At 57.3% G+C, this 14,824-nt stretch carries 8 protein-coding genes; all 8 read right to left on the reverse strand.

What is annotated here, in order from left to right; all coding sequences use genetic code 11:
* Positions 1-26 precede the first annotated feature (26 nt).
* The 8 genes from AB1S56_RS15735 to iolD all read right to left on the reverse strand — a co-directional run bounded on the left by AB1S56_RS15735 (position 27) and on the right by iolD (position 14,753).
* On the reverse strand, positions 27-5,984 hold the full coding sequence (locus AB1S56_RS15735) for a GDSL-type esterase/lipase family protein (RefSeq protein WP_340869339.1): 5,958 nt from the start codon (positions 5,982-5,984) through the stop codon (positions 27-29).
* A gap of 414 nt (positions 5,985-6,398) precedes the next feature.
* On the reverse strand, positions 6,399-7,391 hold the full coding sequence (locus AB1S56_RS15740; RefSeq protein WP_340869341.1) for a LacI family DNA-binding transcriptional regulator: 993 nt from the start codon (positions 7,389-7,391) through the stop codon (positions 6,399-6,401).
* A gap of 68 nt (positions 7,392-7,459) precedes the next feature.
* Positions 7,460-8,275 carry a 5-deoxy-glucuronate isomerase gene (gene iolB / locus AB1S56_RS15745; RefSeq protein WP_340869343.1) on the reverse strand — a complete coding sequence of 272 codons (816 nt, stop codon included), beginning with the start codon at positions 8,273-8,275 and terminating at the stop codon, positions 7,460-7,462.
* A gap of 2 nt (positions 8,276-8,277) precedes the next feature.
* On the reverse strand, positions 8,278-9,309 hold the full coding sequence (iolG, locus tag AB1S56_RS15750; RefSeq protein ID WP_340869366.1) for an inositol 2-dehydrogenase: 1,032 nt from the start codon (positions 9,307-9,309) through the stop codon (positions 8,278-8,280).
* Positions 9,310-9,394: 85 nt separating this feature from the next.
* Positions 9,395-10,849 carry a CoA-acylating methylmalonate-semialdehyde dehydrogenase gene (locus tag AB1S56_RS15755; RefSeq protein WP_340869344.1) on the reverse strand — a complete coding sequence of 485 codons (1,455 nt, stop codon included), beginning with the start codon at positions 10,847-10,849 and terminating at the stop codon, positions 9,395-9,397.
* Positions 10,850-10,906: 57 nt separating this feature from the next.
* Positions 10,907-11,920, reverse strand: coding sequence for a 5-dehydro-2-deoxygluconokinase (gene iolC / locus AB1S56_RS15760; RefSeq protein ID WP_340869346.1), 1,014 nt, complete (start codon positions 11,918-11,920; stop codon positions 10,907-10,909).
* 3 nt (positions 11,921-11,923) lie between these two features.
* A complete protein-coding gene (gene iolE / locus AB1S56_RS15765; RefSeq protein ID WP_340869348.1) occupies positions 11,924-12,841 on the reverse strand; it encodes a myo-inosose-2 dehydratase in 918 nt (305 codons plus the stop codon).
* 46 nt (positions 12,842-12,887) lie between these two features.
* The gene (iolD, locus tag AB1S56_RS15770) at positions 12,888-14,753 is read right to left on the reverse strand and encodes a 3D-(3,5/4)-trihydroxycyclohexane-1,2-dione acylhydrolase (decyclizing) (RefSeq protein ID WP_340869350.1); all 1,866 of its coding nucleotides are present in this window, start codon (positions 14,751-14,753) and stop codon (positions 12,888-12,890) included.
* Positions 14,754-14,824 lie beyond the last annotated feature (71 nt).

The raw sequence follows: 14,824 nt of genomic DNA on the forward strand, positions 1-14,824 counted from the left end.
GCTTACTGCAGCAGCAGGCTCAACTGTTACTCCTTCACCCACTCCGTCAGAATCATTTGGGCGACCGCCGCCAGCACACGGATATCGATGACGCCCTCGTCGAACAGATCCGCCTTCGCGATTTCGCTCCAGACCGCATCCCCGGAGGTCGCGCCAAAGTATTTTGCGATAATGGACAGATCACGCAGCGTTATGGACGTCCCGCCGCCGGCCAGGCTGATGAACCGCGTATGGAACTGCCCAATTGCGGCGTTCAGAGCACCGGTTGCCGCATCAACCTGGGCTTGCGTGGCCCATGCGTTGCCTAGGACATTGGACGCCGAATCAATAGCGGCTTGCAGCTGAGCCTTGGAGCCCGCCTCGTATTTGCCGATTTTATCGCCCTCCACCGCTTGAGACAGCAGATTCTGGGCGGAGACGATCGCTTGCTGCAGCGCCGTTTTGTTCGAATCAATCGGCGGCGTCTGGCCGATGCTTGTCGTATGATAAGCTTCTGTTATGTTCGCCAGGCCTGCCAAGCCATCACGCGATACGTCGAACCTTGTAACGGATGAGCTTGCTCCCCCTAAAGGCGCATCCGACTTCACTCTGCCGCGCAACGCGAACAAGTCTCCGCTGCTCGCAATGGCGTGGTCCTCGCCCCCGCTGATGAGAATGACGCGTATTTGCCCATCGGACGGTCGGACGGCCGTTGCGAGCACATGCAGCTGTTCGCGGCTTGAAGCAATGGCGTTGTCCGCAAGCGCCATCACCCCGTTTTCGCCGGCAATCATATCGAACTCCAGCTTCGAGGGATCATATTGCACGATGACATCCATTGCAGTAAAGCTTTCATGCACTTGCGACGCGCCAACCTTCAGCTCGATCGCTTGACCGGCGTGAGCCGTGGCTGGACCGGAGAGAGCTGCCGTCGCCCAATGCTCGCCCGGCGGCAACTCCGTGTCGTTCAGCGTGACGAAGGCAGAGAGAGGAATGTTCAGCTCCTTCACCAGCCCTGCCACAAGCTCGGATACCTTGATCGCGCCGTTCATCTGCAGATGCGTGTTATCCTCTTTCCCGTCAACCCACATAAAGATATTTTTGGTGCCCTCCGGACCAAGCTCCCGGAAATACTCCCAGCTGGCCCCATTCAGATCAATTAGCAGCGTATCCGTCTCTAACGCTACGGCCTTCATCGCCTGTACATATTCCGGGAAGCTCTTATTTAGCTCTTCGCCGGTGTAGTCCCGTCTGTTCACAGGTGTGACGAGGACTGGAGTCGCTCCTCTTTGCTTGGCGCCGTCGATATATGTCTTTAGATAAACCTTGAATTCCTCCGGGGTCAGGTAGCGCTCCGGACGGGATGGCGTAGAATCATTGTGGGACCATTGCATGAACAGGTAATCCCCTGCATGAAGGTCGAGCAGCAGCTCATTCAGATGGCCGCCCACAAGAAACGTTTTGCTGCTCAGCCCGCCGATCGCGCGATTATCGACGCTCACCTGCTCCAGATCAAAGTAGCGGCCCAGCGTCTCGCCCCAGCCAGCCTGCGGTCGATAGCCTTCCGCATAGTTGGCGACCGTGGAATCGCTCGCCAAATAGATAACCGGCTTGTCGCCAGAGCCGTTCTCAGGAAGACGCTCGATGCTTAACGCGTTGATTTTGGGCGTATTTCCTGTAAATTCAAATTGGAATAGGCCATCGATTAGAGCGATATCATAGGTCCATTCTCTGAATTCCCCGGCAGGCACTGTTGTTACCGGCAGCTTCGCCATCTGCTCCACCGTTACCCCTACGTTTGTCGCTTCCTGCACGTCACCGATCGTCATCGTAACCCGATAATTGGCGGGCTCCATCTCTACCAGGAAGGAAGTGCCGTTGACGCGGACCAAGTCCTCTGTCAACGCATTGCCGCTGTTACGGCTGACATTCTCCGTCAGTGCAGTATTAGCGAAGCCATAGCCGTTCCCTTCGACATAGGCCCAAGCCGCATGAACCCCCGCATATCCTTCGGTCGGGTCTCCCGGACCAAAGTCCAGACGGTATGATGTCCTAGCTTGGAGGGGCTCGCTTGAGAGCGAAGCCTTCGCCGTAGTCAGCATATGGAAGACATGATCGACCTCCGCCTGCGTCGCATCCGTACCGATAATGGACTGAGCAGCCGCGAGCGCATTGTTCAGCACGGCCTTCGAGGACTCCGTATAGGTGGACAAATCCATTGCGGCGACCTCCTCATGCAGCGCAATTAATGCGGTCTGATCGCCTGAAGACGGCGGAAGGTCCTCACCTTCTATGCGCAAGTTGTCGATCTGAGTCGTCCAGGCCAATGTGCCGCCTCCCCCTTTTCTTGTGCCAAGAAACCTCAACGCCCGCACATTATCGGCGTATGCGGTTCCGGCGCTCATCGGAATATCTTCAATCGTCTGCGTCACGCTGCTGTTCGCGAGGCTGGTTAGAGTAAGCGTTATTTTTTTCTCCACAAAGTTAATCGTTGCGTCCACGTTCACCCACTGGTTTTTGGTTATTGCCGTAGCAACTCCCCCAGCGGGAATTGCCGTGCTGCCCGTACCATAATCAGGACTGTAATGCCCCGGGAAATAGCCGATTGTGGAGTTGGCGCTGCTGTTCGTATACAAGGTGAGAATCAGATTCTCGTTGCCGTCCTGAAGAGACAGATGTCCCTCCGACGGGAATGCTCCCACATTGCCGGTATGCCAGTCGAAGTTCACCCTGACGATATCTCCGGCAACGGGGTCGAATACACGGAACACCTTGGATCGGTTGCCTGAGCCCGAGCCGACTACGTTCAGCACCTTATTGCCATTCTGCTCCACAACCGTGCCTGTCATTTGGCCCGGAATGCCAGTTGCGTTAACCATGGCATACTGGAATGCGGCGGGGTCTCCCTCGAAATCCTCCTCATACACCTGCTTTTCCGGCTCCGGCTCCGGCTCGACGATATAGGGATCGATGACCAAAGGAGAGATTGTGAGCCCCATCTCCTTGACCGCGCCCGCTACTAAACCGGCAATAACTTGAGCGCCGTATTGGCTGAAGTGCGTATTATCATTAATGCCGTTCGGGTATTTCGGATATTGGCCCGGATACGCGTACAGGAATATATCCTCCGTAGCGGCCAGCCCGACCTTGTTGTAATGCGTGACGCTGAGCTGGCTCAAATCAATCAGCGGTACGTTGAGCGATTCTGCAATCTCTTTCGCAGCCGCTGCATATTCCGGGAAGCTAACGTTAAATTCCTGCGTAATAGTATTAAAATCTCTGCGCCCGACAGGCGTGAGCAGTACCGGCGTCGCGCCGCGCTGTCTCGCACCGTTTACATAGCGGGTCAAATACGATTTGTAATCCTCAGGAGACGCGTATCGTTCCGGAATGCCCGCGCTCGCATCATTATGTCCGAAGGAGATGAAGAAAAAATCGCCAGGCTTGATCTCCCGCAGCACCGCATCCAATCGGCCGTCCACCATAAAGGATTTGCTGCTTCGGCCGCCGATGGAATGATTGGCGACTACCGCTCCATTAGCAAAATAGCTGCCAAAAGCCTGGCCCCAGCCCTGTTGAGGAGCCTGCAGCTGGCTGTAGGATTGCATGGTTGAATCGCCTGCCATATAGATCGTTGCTGCGGCGCCGGCTGTTTTTTCGTTATACCTCTCAATGATTAGCTCCTGAAGATGGATAGCTGTACCTGAAAAAATAAATTCCAGCTGGCCGTCCACCAACGCGATATCGTAGGCATACACCAGCGACTCGCCTGCAGGCACACCCGTAACTGCCAGCTTCTGGACGTATTCGGATTTGACGCCGACATGGGCAGCAGTCGATTCATCGCCCACCTTCAGCGTAACCTTATAATTGGCATTGGGCAGGTCAACAGCGAATTTGGTGTTGTCCGCCAGGGTCACGCTTCCCGGTCCCACGGTAACTTGGCTTGAAGACTCGAAGCCATAGCCGGCTTCCGCAGAATAAGAGCCATTCTGCACGCCAATGGCATGCGCTTCTGTCTCAGCGCCAAAGTCAAAGCGGTACACCGGCTGGGCCGCCGCGCCGCCTCCTGCCAGATGAAGCTCGGCCTTCGGGAAGCTGGTTGCTTCTGTGCCGATATAGAAGCCTGTATGCGGAGGCTGATTATAGCCTACATTTTGCCAAGCAATGCTGAGACGATATATGGGATCCTGCATCAGCGCCGGTATCCGATAAGTTGTCGGAATAGTTGTGGTATAGAGCCTGTATTCCGTGCTGTCTTCGTTCCTGAGCAGAAGCTCCTCGCGCCAATCTCCCATCAGATCCGCCTGAATGGCCGGGTTTCCTTTGGTATGATTGTTTGTCAAGGCGCCAGTCGCTCGAAAAATTTCGTCCAGCTTCTTGTTTTCGTGATCCCAATTATAAATAACGGGGATGCCTTTGGCCGCGTTGTTGTCCCAAATATGGTCGAACAGCTCGCGCTGAAGGTCGCCGTCCCACCATATTGCGAAGTTAGCACTTTTGGGCGCTTCAGCCCCCTCATAAATAATTTCTCCTGCTGATGAAAACACACGGGTAACGGGCTCCATCTGTCCATTCACAATGGTGGAAGCCCATGACTCGTAGCCTGGATAACGGGGATCAATATCTGCAGACATGCCGCGTCCAGTGTCGATGCCCGTATATTCTCCCCAAATAATTTCACCAGTTGCCGCATCCCGCATCTCAATCCCATATTCGGCGTTGACATGCTCGTGTACGCTTAGAATCTGGTAGCCTGCCCTGTTCGGATCCAGCTTGCCGGCATGCATGGCGTCGCCATGTCCCAGCCCGGTGCTGTATAACACTGATCCATCGTCGTCAATTGCGAGCGCCCCGAACATCACCTCATCCTTGCCGTCGGCATCGACATCGAGAATGGCAAGGCCATGGTTGCCTTGGCCTTCGTATGCCTTGCCGGCTATATTGCTGTCGAATACCCAGCGCTTCACGAGCTCGCCGTCTACCAAATCGTAGGCCGCCAGCACGGAGCGGGTGTAATAGCCGCGGGTCATGATGACGCTGGGCTTCACGCCGTCCAAATAAGCAATGCCCGCCAGGAAGCGGTCTACCCTGTTGCCGTAGCCGTCGCCCCACTCGCTTACATTGCCTCTGGGAGGCTCGTATTGGACGGTTGACATCGCTTCGCCAGTCCATCCATTAAACGCTGTCAAATATTCCGGCCCAGTCAGAATATAACCGCCCTCGTTGCGGTAATCCTTGGAGCCGTCGCCAATCACCTGGCCCTTGCCATCCCTTGTGCCATCCGCCGTTTTGACTACGACCTCCGCTTTGCCGTCCCCATCCAGATCATATACCATGAGCTGCGTATAATGAGCGCCAGCGCGGATATTGACACCTAGATCGATACGCCAGAGCCTGGAGCCGTCCAGCTTGATGGCGTCGATGAATACATTGCCGGTATATCCGGCATGCGAATTGTCCTTTGCGTTAGTCGGATTCCATAGAAACACTATTTCATATTCGCCGTCGCCGTCCAAATCCGCGATGGAAGCATCGCTTGCCATATACGAATACGAGCCGCCATCCTTCGTTCGGCCGTCCGCAGGCTTATCCAGCGGAATAGGCAAGTATTGGTTATGCCAAACCGAAGCCGTCCGGGGCACCATCTCCTCCTTGCCGCCGATAATCGTCGACAGCTGGTATTGCGAGCTGTCCGCGCCCGTTGTATCCATATAGTTGGTCGCTCCGTCAATGGGCGAAGCATTCACCTTATAGCCGTTTTTGTAGACATTGAAAGCGATTTCGTCTGGGTCCGTGATCAAATAACGCCAGCTCAAAAAAACGCCGCCGTCGATCAGCACCGCCACCAGCCCCCGATCCAAATATTCGCCTTGACGGGCTGGCTGGCTCTCTGACGCTCCCGCGCGATCCGGCGCCGGAACAGCCACCAGCGAAAAAACCAAGAGGAAGGCTAACAGCAAGACACCTATGGCTTTGACCCGCGATACACCTTTTATACCCATGAGCTCACTCCTTATATAGTCTCATGACTGGACCTGTTGGGACTCGTCTCTGAACGAAAGCGATTGCAGGATGAAGTGAAGCGCTTTCAAATAAATTAAAAAACACCTCCTAAATAAAGAACGTCCCTCTACTTCGTTGGCTGCTCTTGGTGTTGCGAGGCTGTGCCCATCGTACCCCGTAAGGCTGGCGACGGTAAACCGGCAGTATTGATTATCCCTGTCACTTTTGCTTAAGTCCCTCCTTAAGCGTGATTTCAGTATACATTTTGTATCAAAAATGAATGACGATAAGCAAAAGTGAAGGGAAGCACAGCCTTCCGTTCTGCTAGGCGGCTATGCTTGGCGGCTGACAGACACAAAAAAAAAGCACTGCGCTTACCTTGTAAGCGCAGTGCTTCAGTCTCTATCATTCCCTTATCGAAGAGGCGACGTGGATTGCCGCTGAACGAGCGCCGGAGGCAGCACAACTCGCTCTGGCGTTCGCTCTGGCTCCCGGAGCACGTATTGCACAGCTAGCTGGCCCAGGCGCTCAATGGGCTGAGCAATCGTCGTCAGCGGCGGATCTGTGACGGAAGCTAGCACCGTATCATCAAAGCCGACAATCGAGCAATCATCCGGAATGCGCAGTCCTGCCGTTTTGGCGGCCTGAAGGGCGCCGATCGCGAGCATATCGTTGCAGCAGAAGATGGCTGTCGGACGTTCCGCTTGGCTCAGAAGCGCCAGCGCGCTCGCCTTGCCGTCCTTGAGGCTGCTGCTCCGCACAAGCTGCGGGTCGAGCGTAATGCCAGCCGCCGCGGCGGTTTCCCTGAAGCCGCGCACCCTCTCCCGGCTGCTGCTGATTGACTCCTGCTCGGCCAGCACGGCAAGCCGGCGATGTCCCAGTCCAATCAGATGCTCTGCAGCGGAGGCGCCGCCCCCGTAATCGTCCACAACGATGGTCGGTACCCCTGCCGCCGGGCATTCACGGGAGAGAAACGCGACAGGCATGCCGCCTTGAAGCAACGGAGCAAGCGCCGACAGCTCCTTCAAGCCCGTCCCGACAATGACGCCATCCACGTTTTTCTGCTCCAGCAGAGCCGCGTAATGCTCCACCTTGTCGTCGCGATTATCCGTGCTGCATATGAAGACGCTGTAGCCGTGACGCTGGCCTTCATCCTCGACAGCCCTTGCAATTTCGGCAAAAAACGGGTTGGAAATATCCGGAACAAGCAAGCCCAGCGCATAGGTTTTTTTGCCCGTCAACGCGGAGGCGATCATGCTCGGCTTATAGCCCATTCGCAGCATAATTCTCCGAATTTCCTCCCGCCGCTCCGCGCTGATTTTGCCCTTGCCGTTGATGACAAGGGATACCGTCGCAATGGATACTCCGGCTTCCTTGGCCACATCATATATCGTCGCTTTCATCATGGCGTTCTCCATTCGCTCGTAATCCGTCCTACTATCATTATGCTTGCAAAAGAGACCGCTTTCAATGATTATCTGCGCGCCGAAGGCGGAGGCATCAGCCAGGCATGGTCCGGATCGTTGTAGAACCTCCAGGTGCGCTTCGGACCCGCCATCACATTCAAATAATAAACCTCGTAGCCAGGCGGCGCCGATACGGGATGATAGCCCCGGGGCACAAGCACCGCTTCTCCATCATGTACGGCAAGCGTCTCGTCAAGCGAGCGATCGTCCGTGTATACCCGCTGAATCGCGAAGCCCGCAGCGGGGTCCGTGTGATAATAATACGTCTCCTCAAGCAGCGATTCCTCCGGCAGGCAATCCCGGTCATGCTTATGCGGCGGATAGCTGGACCAATGCCCGCCCGGCGTGAACACCTCTACCACCAGCAGGCTGTCCGCCGGCTCGCTCTCCGGCAGGATGTTGTGTACAAGGCGCTCCATGCTGCCGCTGCCTCTATGCTCGACGCCGATTTGCTCTGGCGCAATGAGTCGCGCCTGGTGGCCGCCCTTGCCCGGCGCCAGGCATATCGCAAGCTCCAGCTCTGTCGTTGCCGTTATGCTGAAGCGGTCTTCGCTCGGCACATACACCGCGTACGGAGGCAGCTTCTCGAAGACGCTCATCCGCTCACCGATATTGCTCCAGCTGAACTCTCTGGTGGATGCGTTCGCTTTACCGCTTAAGATGACCAGACAAGCCTCCCGGTCGCCTGTATCACGGCTAATCTGATCGCCTGGCGCCAGCTTGAACACCTCAAAGCCGACGTACGCCCAGCCAGCGGATTGCGGCGTAATGGATAAAACGCTGCCGTCCTTCGCCGGACCCGGCCTCACAATAAGATCCGCCATCCTTACACCCCTTCTCGCATCGACGCAAGCTCATTCAGCTTGACCGGTCTGTTCAGCTGAATGGACAGCTTCGCGGCCAGCGCGATCAGCTCAGCCTGAAGGCCGTCGTTGCCATCGACCGGCAGCGGGAGATTGCGTCTGACGCAGTCAATGAATATTCGCGTCTCCTCTATATAGGCCTCATTATAACGCTCCAGGAAGAAATGCAGAGGCTTGTCGCGGCCGACCCCTTCCCCATCGCTCACAACAACCGTATTGGGATAATCATTGTCGGCGGACGCCGCTCCCCGCGAACCAAACACCTCAACCCGCTGATCATACCCATAGGAAGCGCGGCGGCTGTTGTCGATGACAGCAAGCGCGCCGCTTGCGAAGGTCAGCGTTGTAATCGCCGTATCCACATCTCCAGCCTCGCCAATGGCGGGATCCACGAGCACCGCCCCCTGGGCGAACACCGATTCCACCTCGCTCCCAGTCATATAGCGCGCCATATCGAAATCGTGAATCGCCATGTCCATGAAGAGGCCCCCAGAGACCTTGATGTATTCCAGGCTTGGAGGAGCGGGGTCTCGAGATGTGATCTTAATCAAATGCGGCTCCCCTACGCGCCCTTGCTCAACCAGCTCTCGCAGTCGCTTGAAATTATGGTCGAAGCGGCGGTTAAAGCCAATCTGCAGCTTTACTCCCGCTTGGCTGACCGCCTCTATTGCTTCCTTTGTTTGAGCGGCGTCCATGCTGACCGGCTTCTCGCAGAAGATGTGCTTGCCCGCCGCTGCCGCCTGCATGATCAGCGGCACATGAGTATCCGTCGAGGAACAGATGAATACCGCGTCGATGTCCTCATGCAACACAATATCCCCGCTGTTGGACGTTACGACGGCGATTCCGCGCGCGTCCGCCCAACGCTTCAGCTCCTCGCTGACGAATAGATCGCTGATCGCGACAACCTCCGCCTCCGCCATGCGGAGCAGGTTGTCAGCATGAATCTTGCCGATGCGCCCAGCTCCGATAATGCCCACTTTCACCTTGTCCATCGTTGGCCCTCCCGCTTCCGGCGTATCCCGATGAAGCAAATACGCCGGGCTGTCGATTTTTATGGTCATAGAGGCCACTGCCCGCCTACCAGCGGGCCGTCACCATTTTTTTGCGCGTATAGAACTCGACGCCGTCTGTGCCGTTGGCATGCAGATCGCCGTAGAAGGAATCCTTCCAGCCCGAGAATGGGAAAAACGCCATGGGCGCGGGAACGCCCAGATTAACCCCCAGCATGCCCGCTTCAATCGTCTCACGGAATTGGCGAACGCTGCCGCCGTCCCGCGTGAACAGACATGCGCCATTAGCGAAGCTGGACTTGTTGGCGATGTCGATCGCTTCCTCCAGCGAAGCGGCACGCATAATGGAGAGCACGGGCGCAAAAATTTCGTCCCGCCATATTTTCATCTCGCAGCTCACATGATCGAAGATCGTTGGCCCTACAAAATATCCGCCCTGTCCCGCGGCGGCATCCTTGCGCCCATCACGCAGCAGCGTTGCGCCTTCCTGCTCGCCGGCTTCAATGTAGCCAAGCGTCCTCGCCTTGTGAGAGTCGCGGATGACGGGTCCCAGGAATACTCCCTCCTCCATGCCATTGCCTATCGTAATGTCGTCCGCCGCTTGCTGCAGCTTCGCGATCAGCGGTTCGGCGGCGTCGCCGACGGCGATGACAACCGCACAGGCCATGCAGCGCTCGCCTGCGGAGCCGAAGGCCGCGCTGACGATTTGCGTTACCGCCGCGTCAAGGTCGGCGTCCGGCAGGACAATGGAATGGTTTTTGGCGCCTGCAAGCGCCTGAACCCTCTTGCCGTTAGCCGTTCCCCGCTTGTAGACGTATTCCGCCACCGGCTGCGAGCCGACGAACGATATGGCTGCCACATCCCGATTGTCGAGCAGGCCGTTAACGACATCATGAGCGCCATGCACAATGCTCAGCACCCCTGCAGGCAGGCCGGCTTCCAGCATCAGCTCCGCGAGTCTGCCCGCCAGCAGCGGCGTTCGCTCGGAGGGCTTCAGAACAAAGGTGTTGCCGCACGCGATAGCAAGCGGGAACATCCAGCAAGGCACCATCATGGGGAAGTTGAACGGCGTAATGCCGCCGACGACGCCGATGGGATAACGGTACATGCCGGACTCCAGATTTGTTGCAATATCGGGAAGCTGCTTGCCCATCATCAGCGTTGGAGCGCCCGCCGCAAACTCGACGCATTCAATGCCGCGCTGCACCTCTCCGTAAGCTTCCGTATAGCTTTTGCCATTCTCCAGCGTAATGAGACGCGCGAGCTCCTCCCAGTGCTCCACAAGCAGCTGCTGGTACTTGAACAATACGCGCGCCCGGCGCGGCACAGGCGTCCGGCTCCAGCCCCGGAACGCCGTCTTCGCCGCGGCTACCGCCTCGTCTACCTCCTCGCTTGATGAAATGGGGACGTAGGCAAGCACCTCCTCCGTTGCAGGGTTGTAGACAGGCTCCGTCCTGCCGGACCGGGAAGGCACCCATTGCCCGCCGATCAAATTGTTTAACGTGCTGACGTTTGCGTTCATAAGAGGTCATCCCTTTCTTCTTGTATCATTCGTTTTCCTTATGTCTGTGAACATCCCTTAGCCCGTTATTTCGCCTCTCTGGCAGCGGGCAATATAATCATGCACCTGAGACGCCGTCGGCATCGCATCCGAGCAGCTGTGGCTGGAGATGACAATACATGCCGCCGCGCTGCCAAACTCCATGCTGGCGCTGATGCTCCACCCCTGCATGAGGCCGTAGAGGAAGCCTGCCGCATAGGAATCGCCCGCCCCGAACGTCTTGACGACCTTGGCCGGGAAGCTTCTCGCCCGGTGCGAGGCGCCGTCCTTGGTATAGGCGATGGAGCCGTCCTTGCCGTGCTTGATAATGACGATATCCGCCGAATGGTTGAACCATTTGGACGCCGTGACCTCGTCATCCCGCTCGGCATTGCCGCCGAGACGCTCCATCATGTCAAATTCCTCGCGAGTACCCATAATAATGTCGCACTTCTCGGCCGCCAGGTTGTAATAGACGGCCGTTTCCTCTTGGGATGTCCATGTATACGGCCGGTAATCCAGGTCGAAGGCGATGACCGTCCCGTGGCGCTTGGCGTAATCCAGCGCCTGAAACACCGCTTCACGCGAAGGGCTTTGGGCCAGCGCCGTACCGGAGATCAGCAGCAGCTTGGCGTCCGCAACAAGCGACTCCCGCACCTCGCCCGCCTCCAGCTTCAAATCCGCAACATTATCCCGATACATCAGGATGCTGCATGCCGTTGGGCTTTTTATTTCCGTGAAAGCAAGTCCCGTAACCGCACCGGTCCGATCGACCGATACGCCAGAGGTCTCAATGCCCTCTCGTTCCAGATAACCCGTAATAAATCTTCCCATTTGGTCATCGGCTACTTTGCCGATAAAGCCGGTACGAAGCCCCAGCCGGGACATGCCGATGCAAATATTGGCGGGCGAGCCCCCCACATATTTGGTGAAGGTCATCGTCTCCTCCATAGGACGATTTATTTCATTAGCGTTCAAATCGATACAGAGCCTGCCAATTGCCACAAAATCAAACGGCTTGCTGGAATCCCATGCTATATGCGATTGTGCCATCGTCTACTCCCCTCCGCCCGCCGCTTCCAGCAGGCCGTTCATATAATCCAGCGCATTGCGAGCATATTGGAATGGAGGGTGCAGGGCTGGATCCTGCTCGCCCTCAAGCATAGCCCAACCTTCATAGCCCCGCTCCACCAGCTCTGCCAGTATTGGCGCAAAGTCGATGCAGCCGTCGCCGGGCACCGTGAAGACACCCTTGCGGATACAGGTGACAAAATCCGCTCCTTGCGTCCGCGCCTCCGCAAGCACATGCGGCCGGACATCCTTCAAGTGCACATAAGCTATGCGGCCGTAATGCTTCCGCAGCAGCTGCAGCGGGTCGGAGCCGCCATAATAGGCATGCCCTGTGTCATAGAGCAGCCAGACGAGCGCCGGGTCGGTGAGCGCCATAAGGCGGTCAATCTCCTCCGGCGACTCCACCACCGTTCCGCCATGATGATGATAAGCCAGCTTCATGCCATATTCCCTGGCAATGCGGCCCGCGGCGTTCAGCCCTTCAGCCAGGCTGTGCCAGCCCGCCTCGTCCAAGCGCAGCACCTCCTTCTCATGCGGCGTACGGCGCGGATCGAAGTGGAGCGAGCCGCCGACCTCCGCTGTGCTGATGACAGGGCTGCCCATCTCATGCAGAAACTGTGCATGCGTGCGATAAGCCGCCAGCTCCGCCTCTCTGCAGGAGGGATCCGACAGCAGCACCGACTTCCACTGCGAGACGAGCCGTATTCCCCGAGACGCCAGCTCCCGCTTCAGCGCCGCTCGATCCTGGGGATATTTGCGCCCCATCTCTGTGCCGGTCAGACCCAGCCTCTGGATATCGTCCACAATAGTTTCAAACGTTGTATCCGCTCCATGCTCCCGGACATCCTCACCAACCCAGTTAATGGGGTGAATGCCGATTTGGAACGTTGTTGGCTTGCGCATGCTAAAGACCTCCCCGCGTTGATGATCGTAATATAGAAGCTCGCTGCTACAGCTCCCTTGTCCGGGCAATCCCTTCAGCTACGGCCCGATGGGACGCCTCCACCTTGGGACTTGACGACACCGACGGCACATCGACCCGCCACCAGGATTCATATCCATCTGTGTTCGTGCCTGGCAGCACTTTAATCTCGATCAGCGCCGAGCCCGACTCTTCGCGCGCTTGAAGCAGCGCCTCCCGAAGCTGTTGGGCCGTGCGGACGGTATACGCTCTTGCGCCCATGCTGCGCGCGTGCGCGGCGAAGTCCATCGGCATATAATCGCCTGTCAGCCTGCCGGTTGCGTCTTCGCGGTATCGGAACTCATTGCCGAAGCCGTCGCTGCCGTGTCCTCTCTGAAGATTGTGAATGCATTGATAGCCGCTGTTGTCGAACAACAGAACCGTCATCTTCACTCCCTCCTGGATGCTTGTGAGCAGCTCGGAATGGAGCATGAGATAGCTGCCATCGCCGACCATGGCGTACACCTCTTGCTTCGGCGCTGCAAGCGCCGCGCCGAACGCTCCGCTTACCTCATAGCCCATGCAGGAGAAGCCGTATTCCATATGGTAGGTTCCCGGCTGGGCCGGACGCCATAAGCGATGCAGGTCTCCGGGCAGGCTGCCGGCCGCGGCGACAATGATGTCGGACGGCTGCAGCGATTCGTTGATGACGCCAAGCGCTCTTGTCTGCGATAACCCTTCTTCATGCTCCAGCGTATAGAGACGGTCGACCTCGCGGCTCCATTCAGACTTCAGGCTCATCAGCTCATCCGTCCCATATCCGCTGGCGTAATTAGCCCCCTTCAGCGCAGCGTGCAGCGCTTGCAGCGCTTCCTTCGCATCCGCGGTGACCGCGATGCCGCCCAGCTTCACTGAGTCGAACGCGCTGACGTTGATATTAATGAACTGCACATCAGGATTGCCGAAGGCTGACTTGGACGCTGTTGTGAAATCGGAATAGCGTGTGCCGATGCCTATAATGGCATCCGCTTCCTTCGCCAGCCGGTTCGCAGCGAGCGTTCCCGTCACGCCAACTCCACCCATATTCAGCGGATGGTCCCATGGGAGAACGCTTTTGCCCGCCTGCGTCTCCGCTACGGGAATGCCGAAGGCCTCAGCGAACGCAGCAAGCTCTCCTGTCGCTCCGCTGTAATGAACGCCGCCGCCCGCAATCAGCAGCGGTCTCCGCTTGCCTATCAGCAGGCTGACAGCGCGGTGAATCGCCGCCGCCGCCGGAGGACGACGATCAACCGCATGGACTCTCCTTGCCAGGAAGGACGCCGGAAAGTCATACGTCTCGGCCTGCACATCCTGGGGCAGCGCCAACGTAACAGCGCCTGTCTCCGCGGGATCCGTCAGCACCCGCATAGCCTGAAGCGCCGCCTTCATTAGCTGCTCCGGCCGTACAATGCGGTCCCAGTAGCGGCTGACCGGCTTGAAGGCGTCTGCCGCCGACAGGGTGTAATCGGCTGGAGCCTCCAGCTGCTGCAGCACGGGGTCTGGCTGGCGGCATGCGAAGTTGTCGCCAGGTAGCAGAAGCAGCGGAATACGGTTAACCGTTGCGGTGCCTGCCGCCGTCACCATATTCAGAGCTCCAGGTCCAATAGAGGACGTGCAGGCATAGATCCTCCTCCGTCCGCTCTGCTTGGCGAATGCCGTGGCGGCATGTGCCATGCCCTGCTCGTTTTTACCTTGAATGAATGTTAATCCGCCAGGACTCCTCTCCAATGCCTCGCCGATCCCCGTCACATTGCCATGGCCGAATATACCCATTACGCCTTGGACAAACTTGGTTTCCTTGCCGTCAATCGATACATATTGATTGTCCAGAAACTGGAGCAAGGCCTGCGCCATTGACAGCTTAATTGTCTTCATGGAATTCCACCTCCAAAGGGTTAAGCGCTTAATCCATCAAACAAGTGCAAACGACTGCGTCTTCCATTGGC

Source organism: Paenibacillus sp. PL2-23 (genome assembly GCF_040834005.1).
Classification (GTDB): Bacteria; Bacillota; Bacilli; order Paenibacillales; family Paenibacillaceae; genus Pristimantibacillus.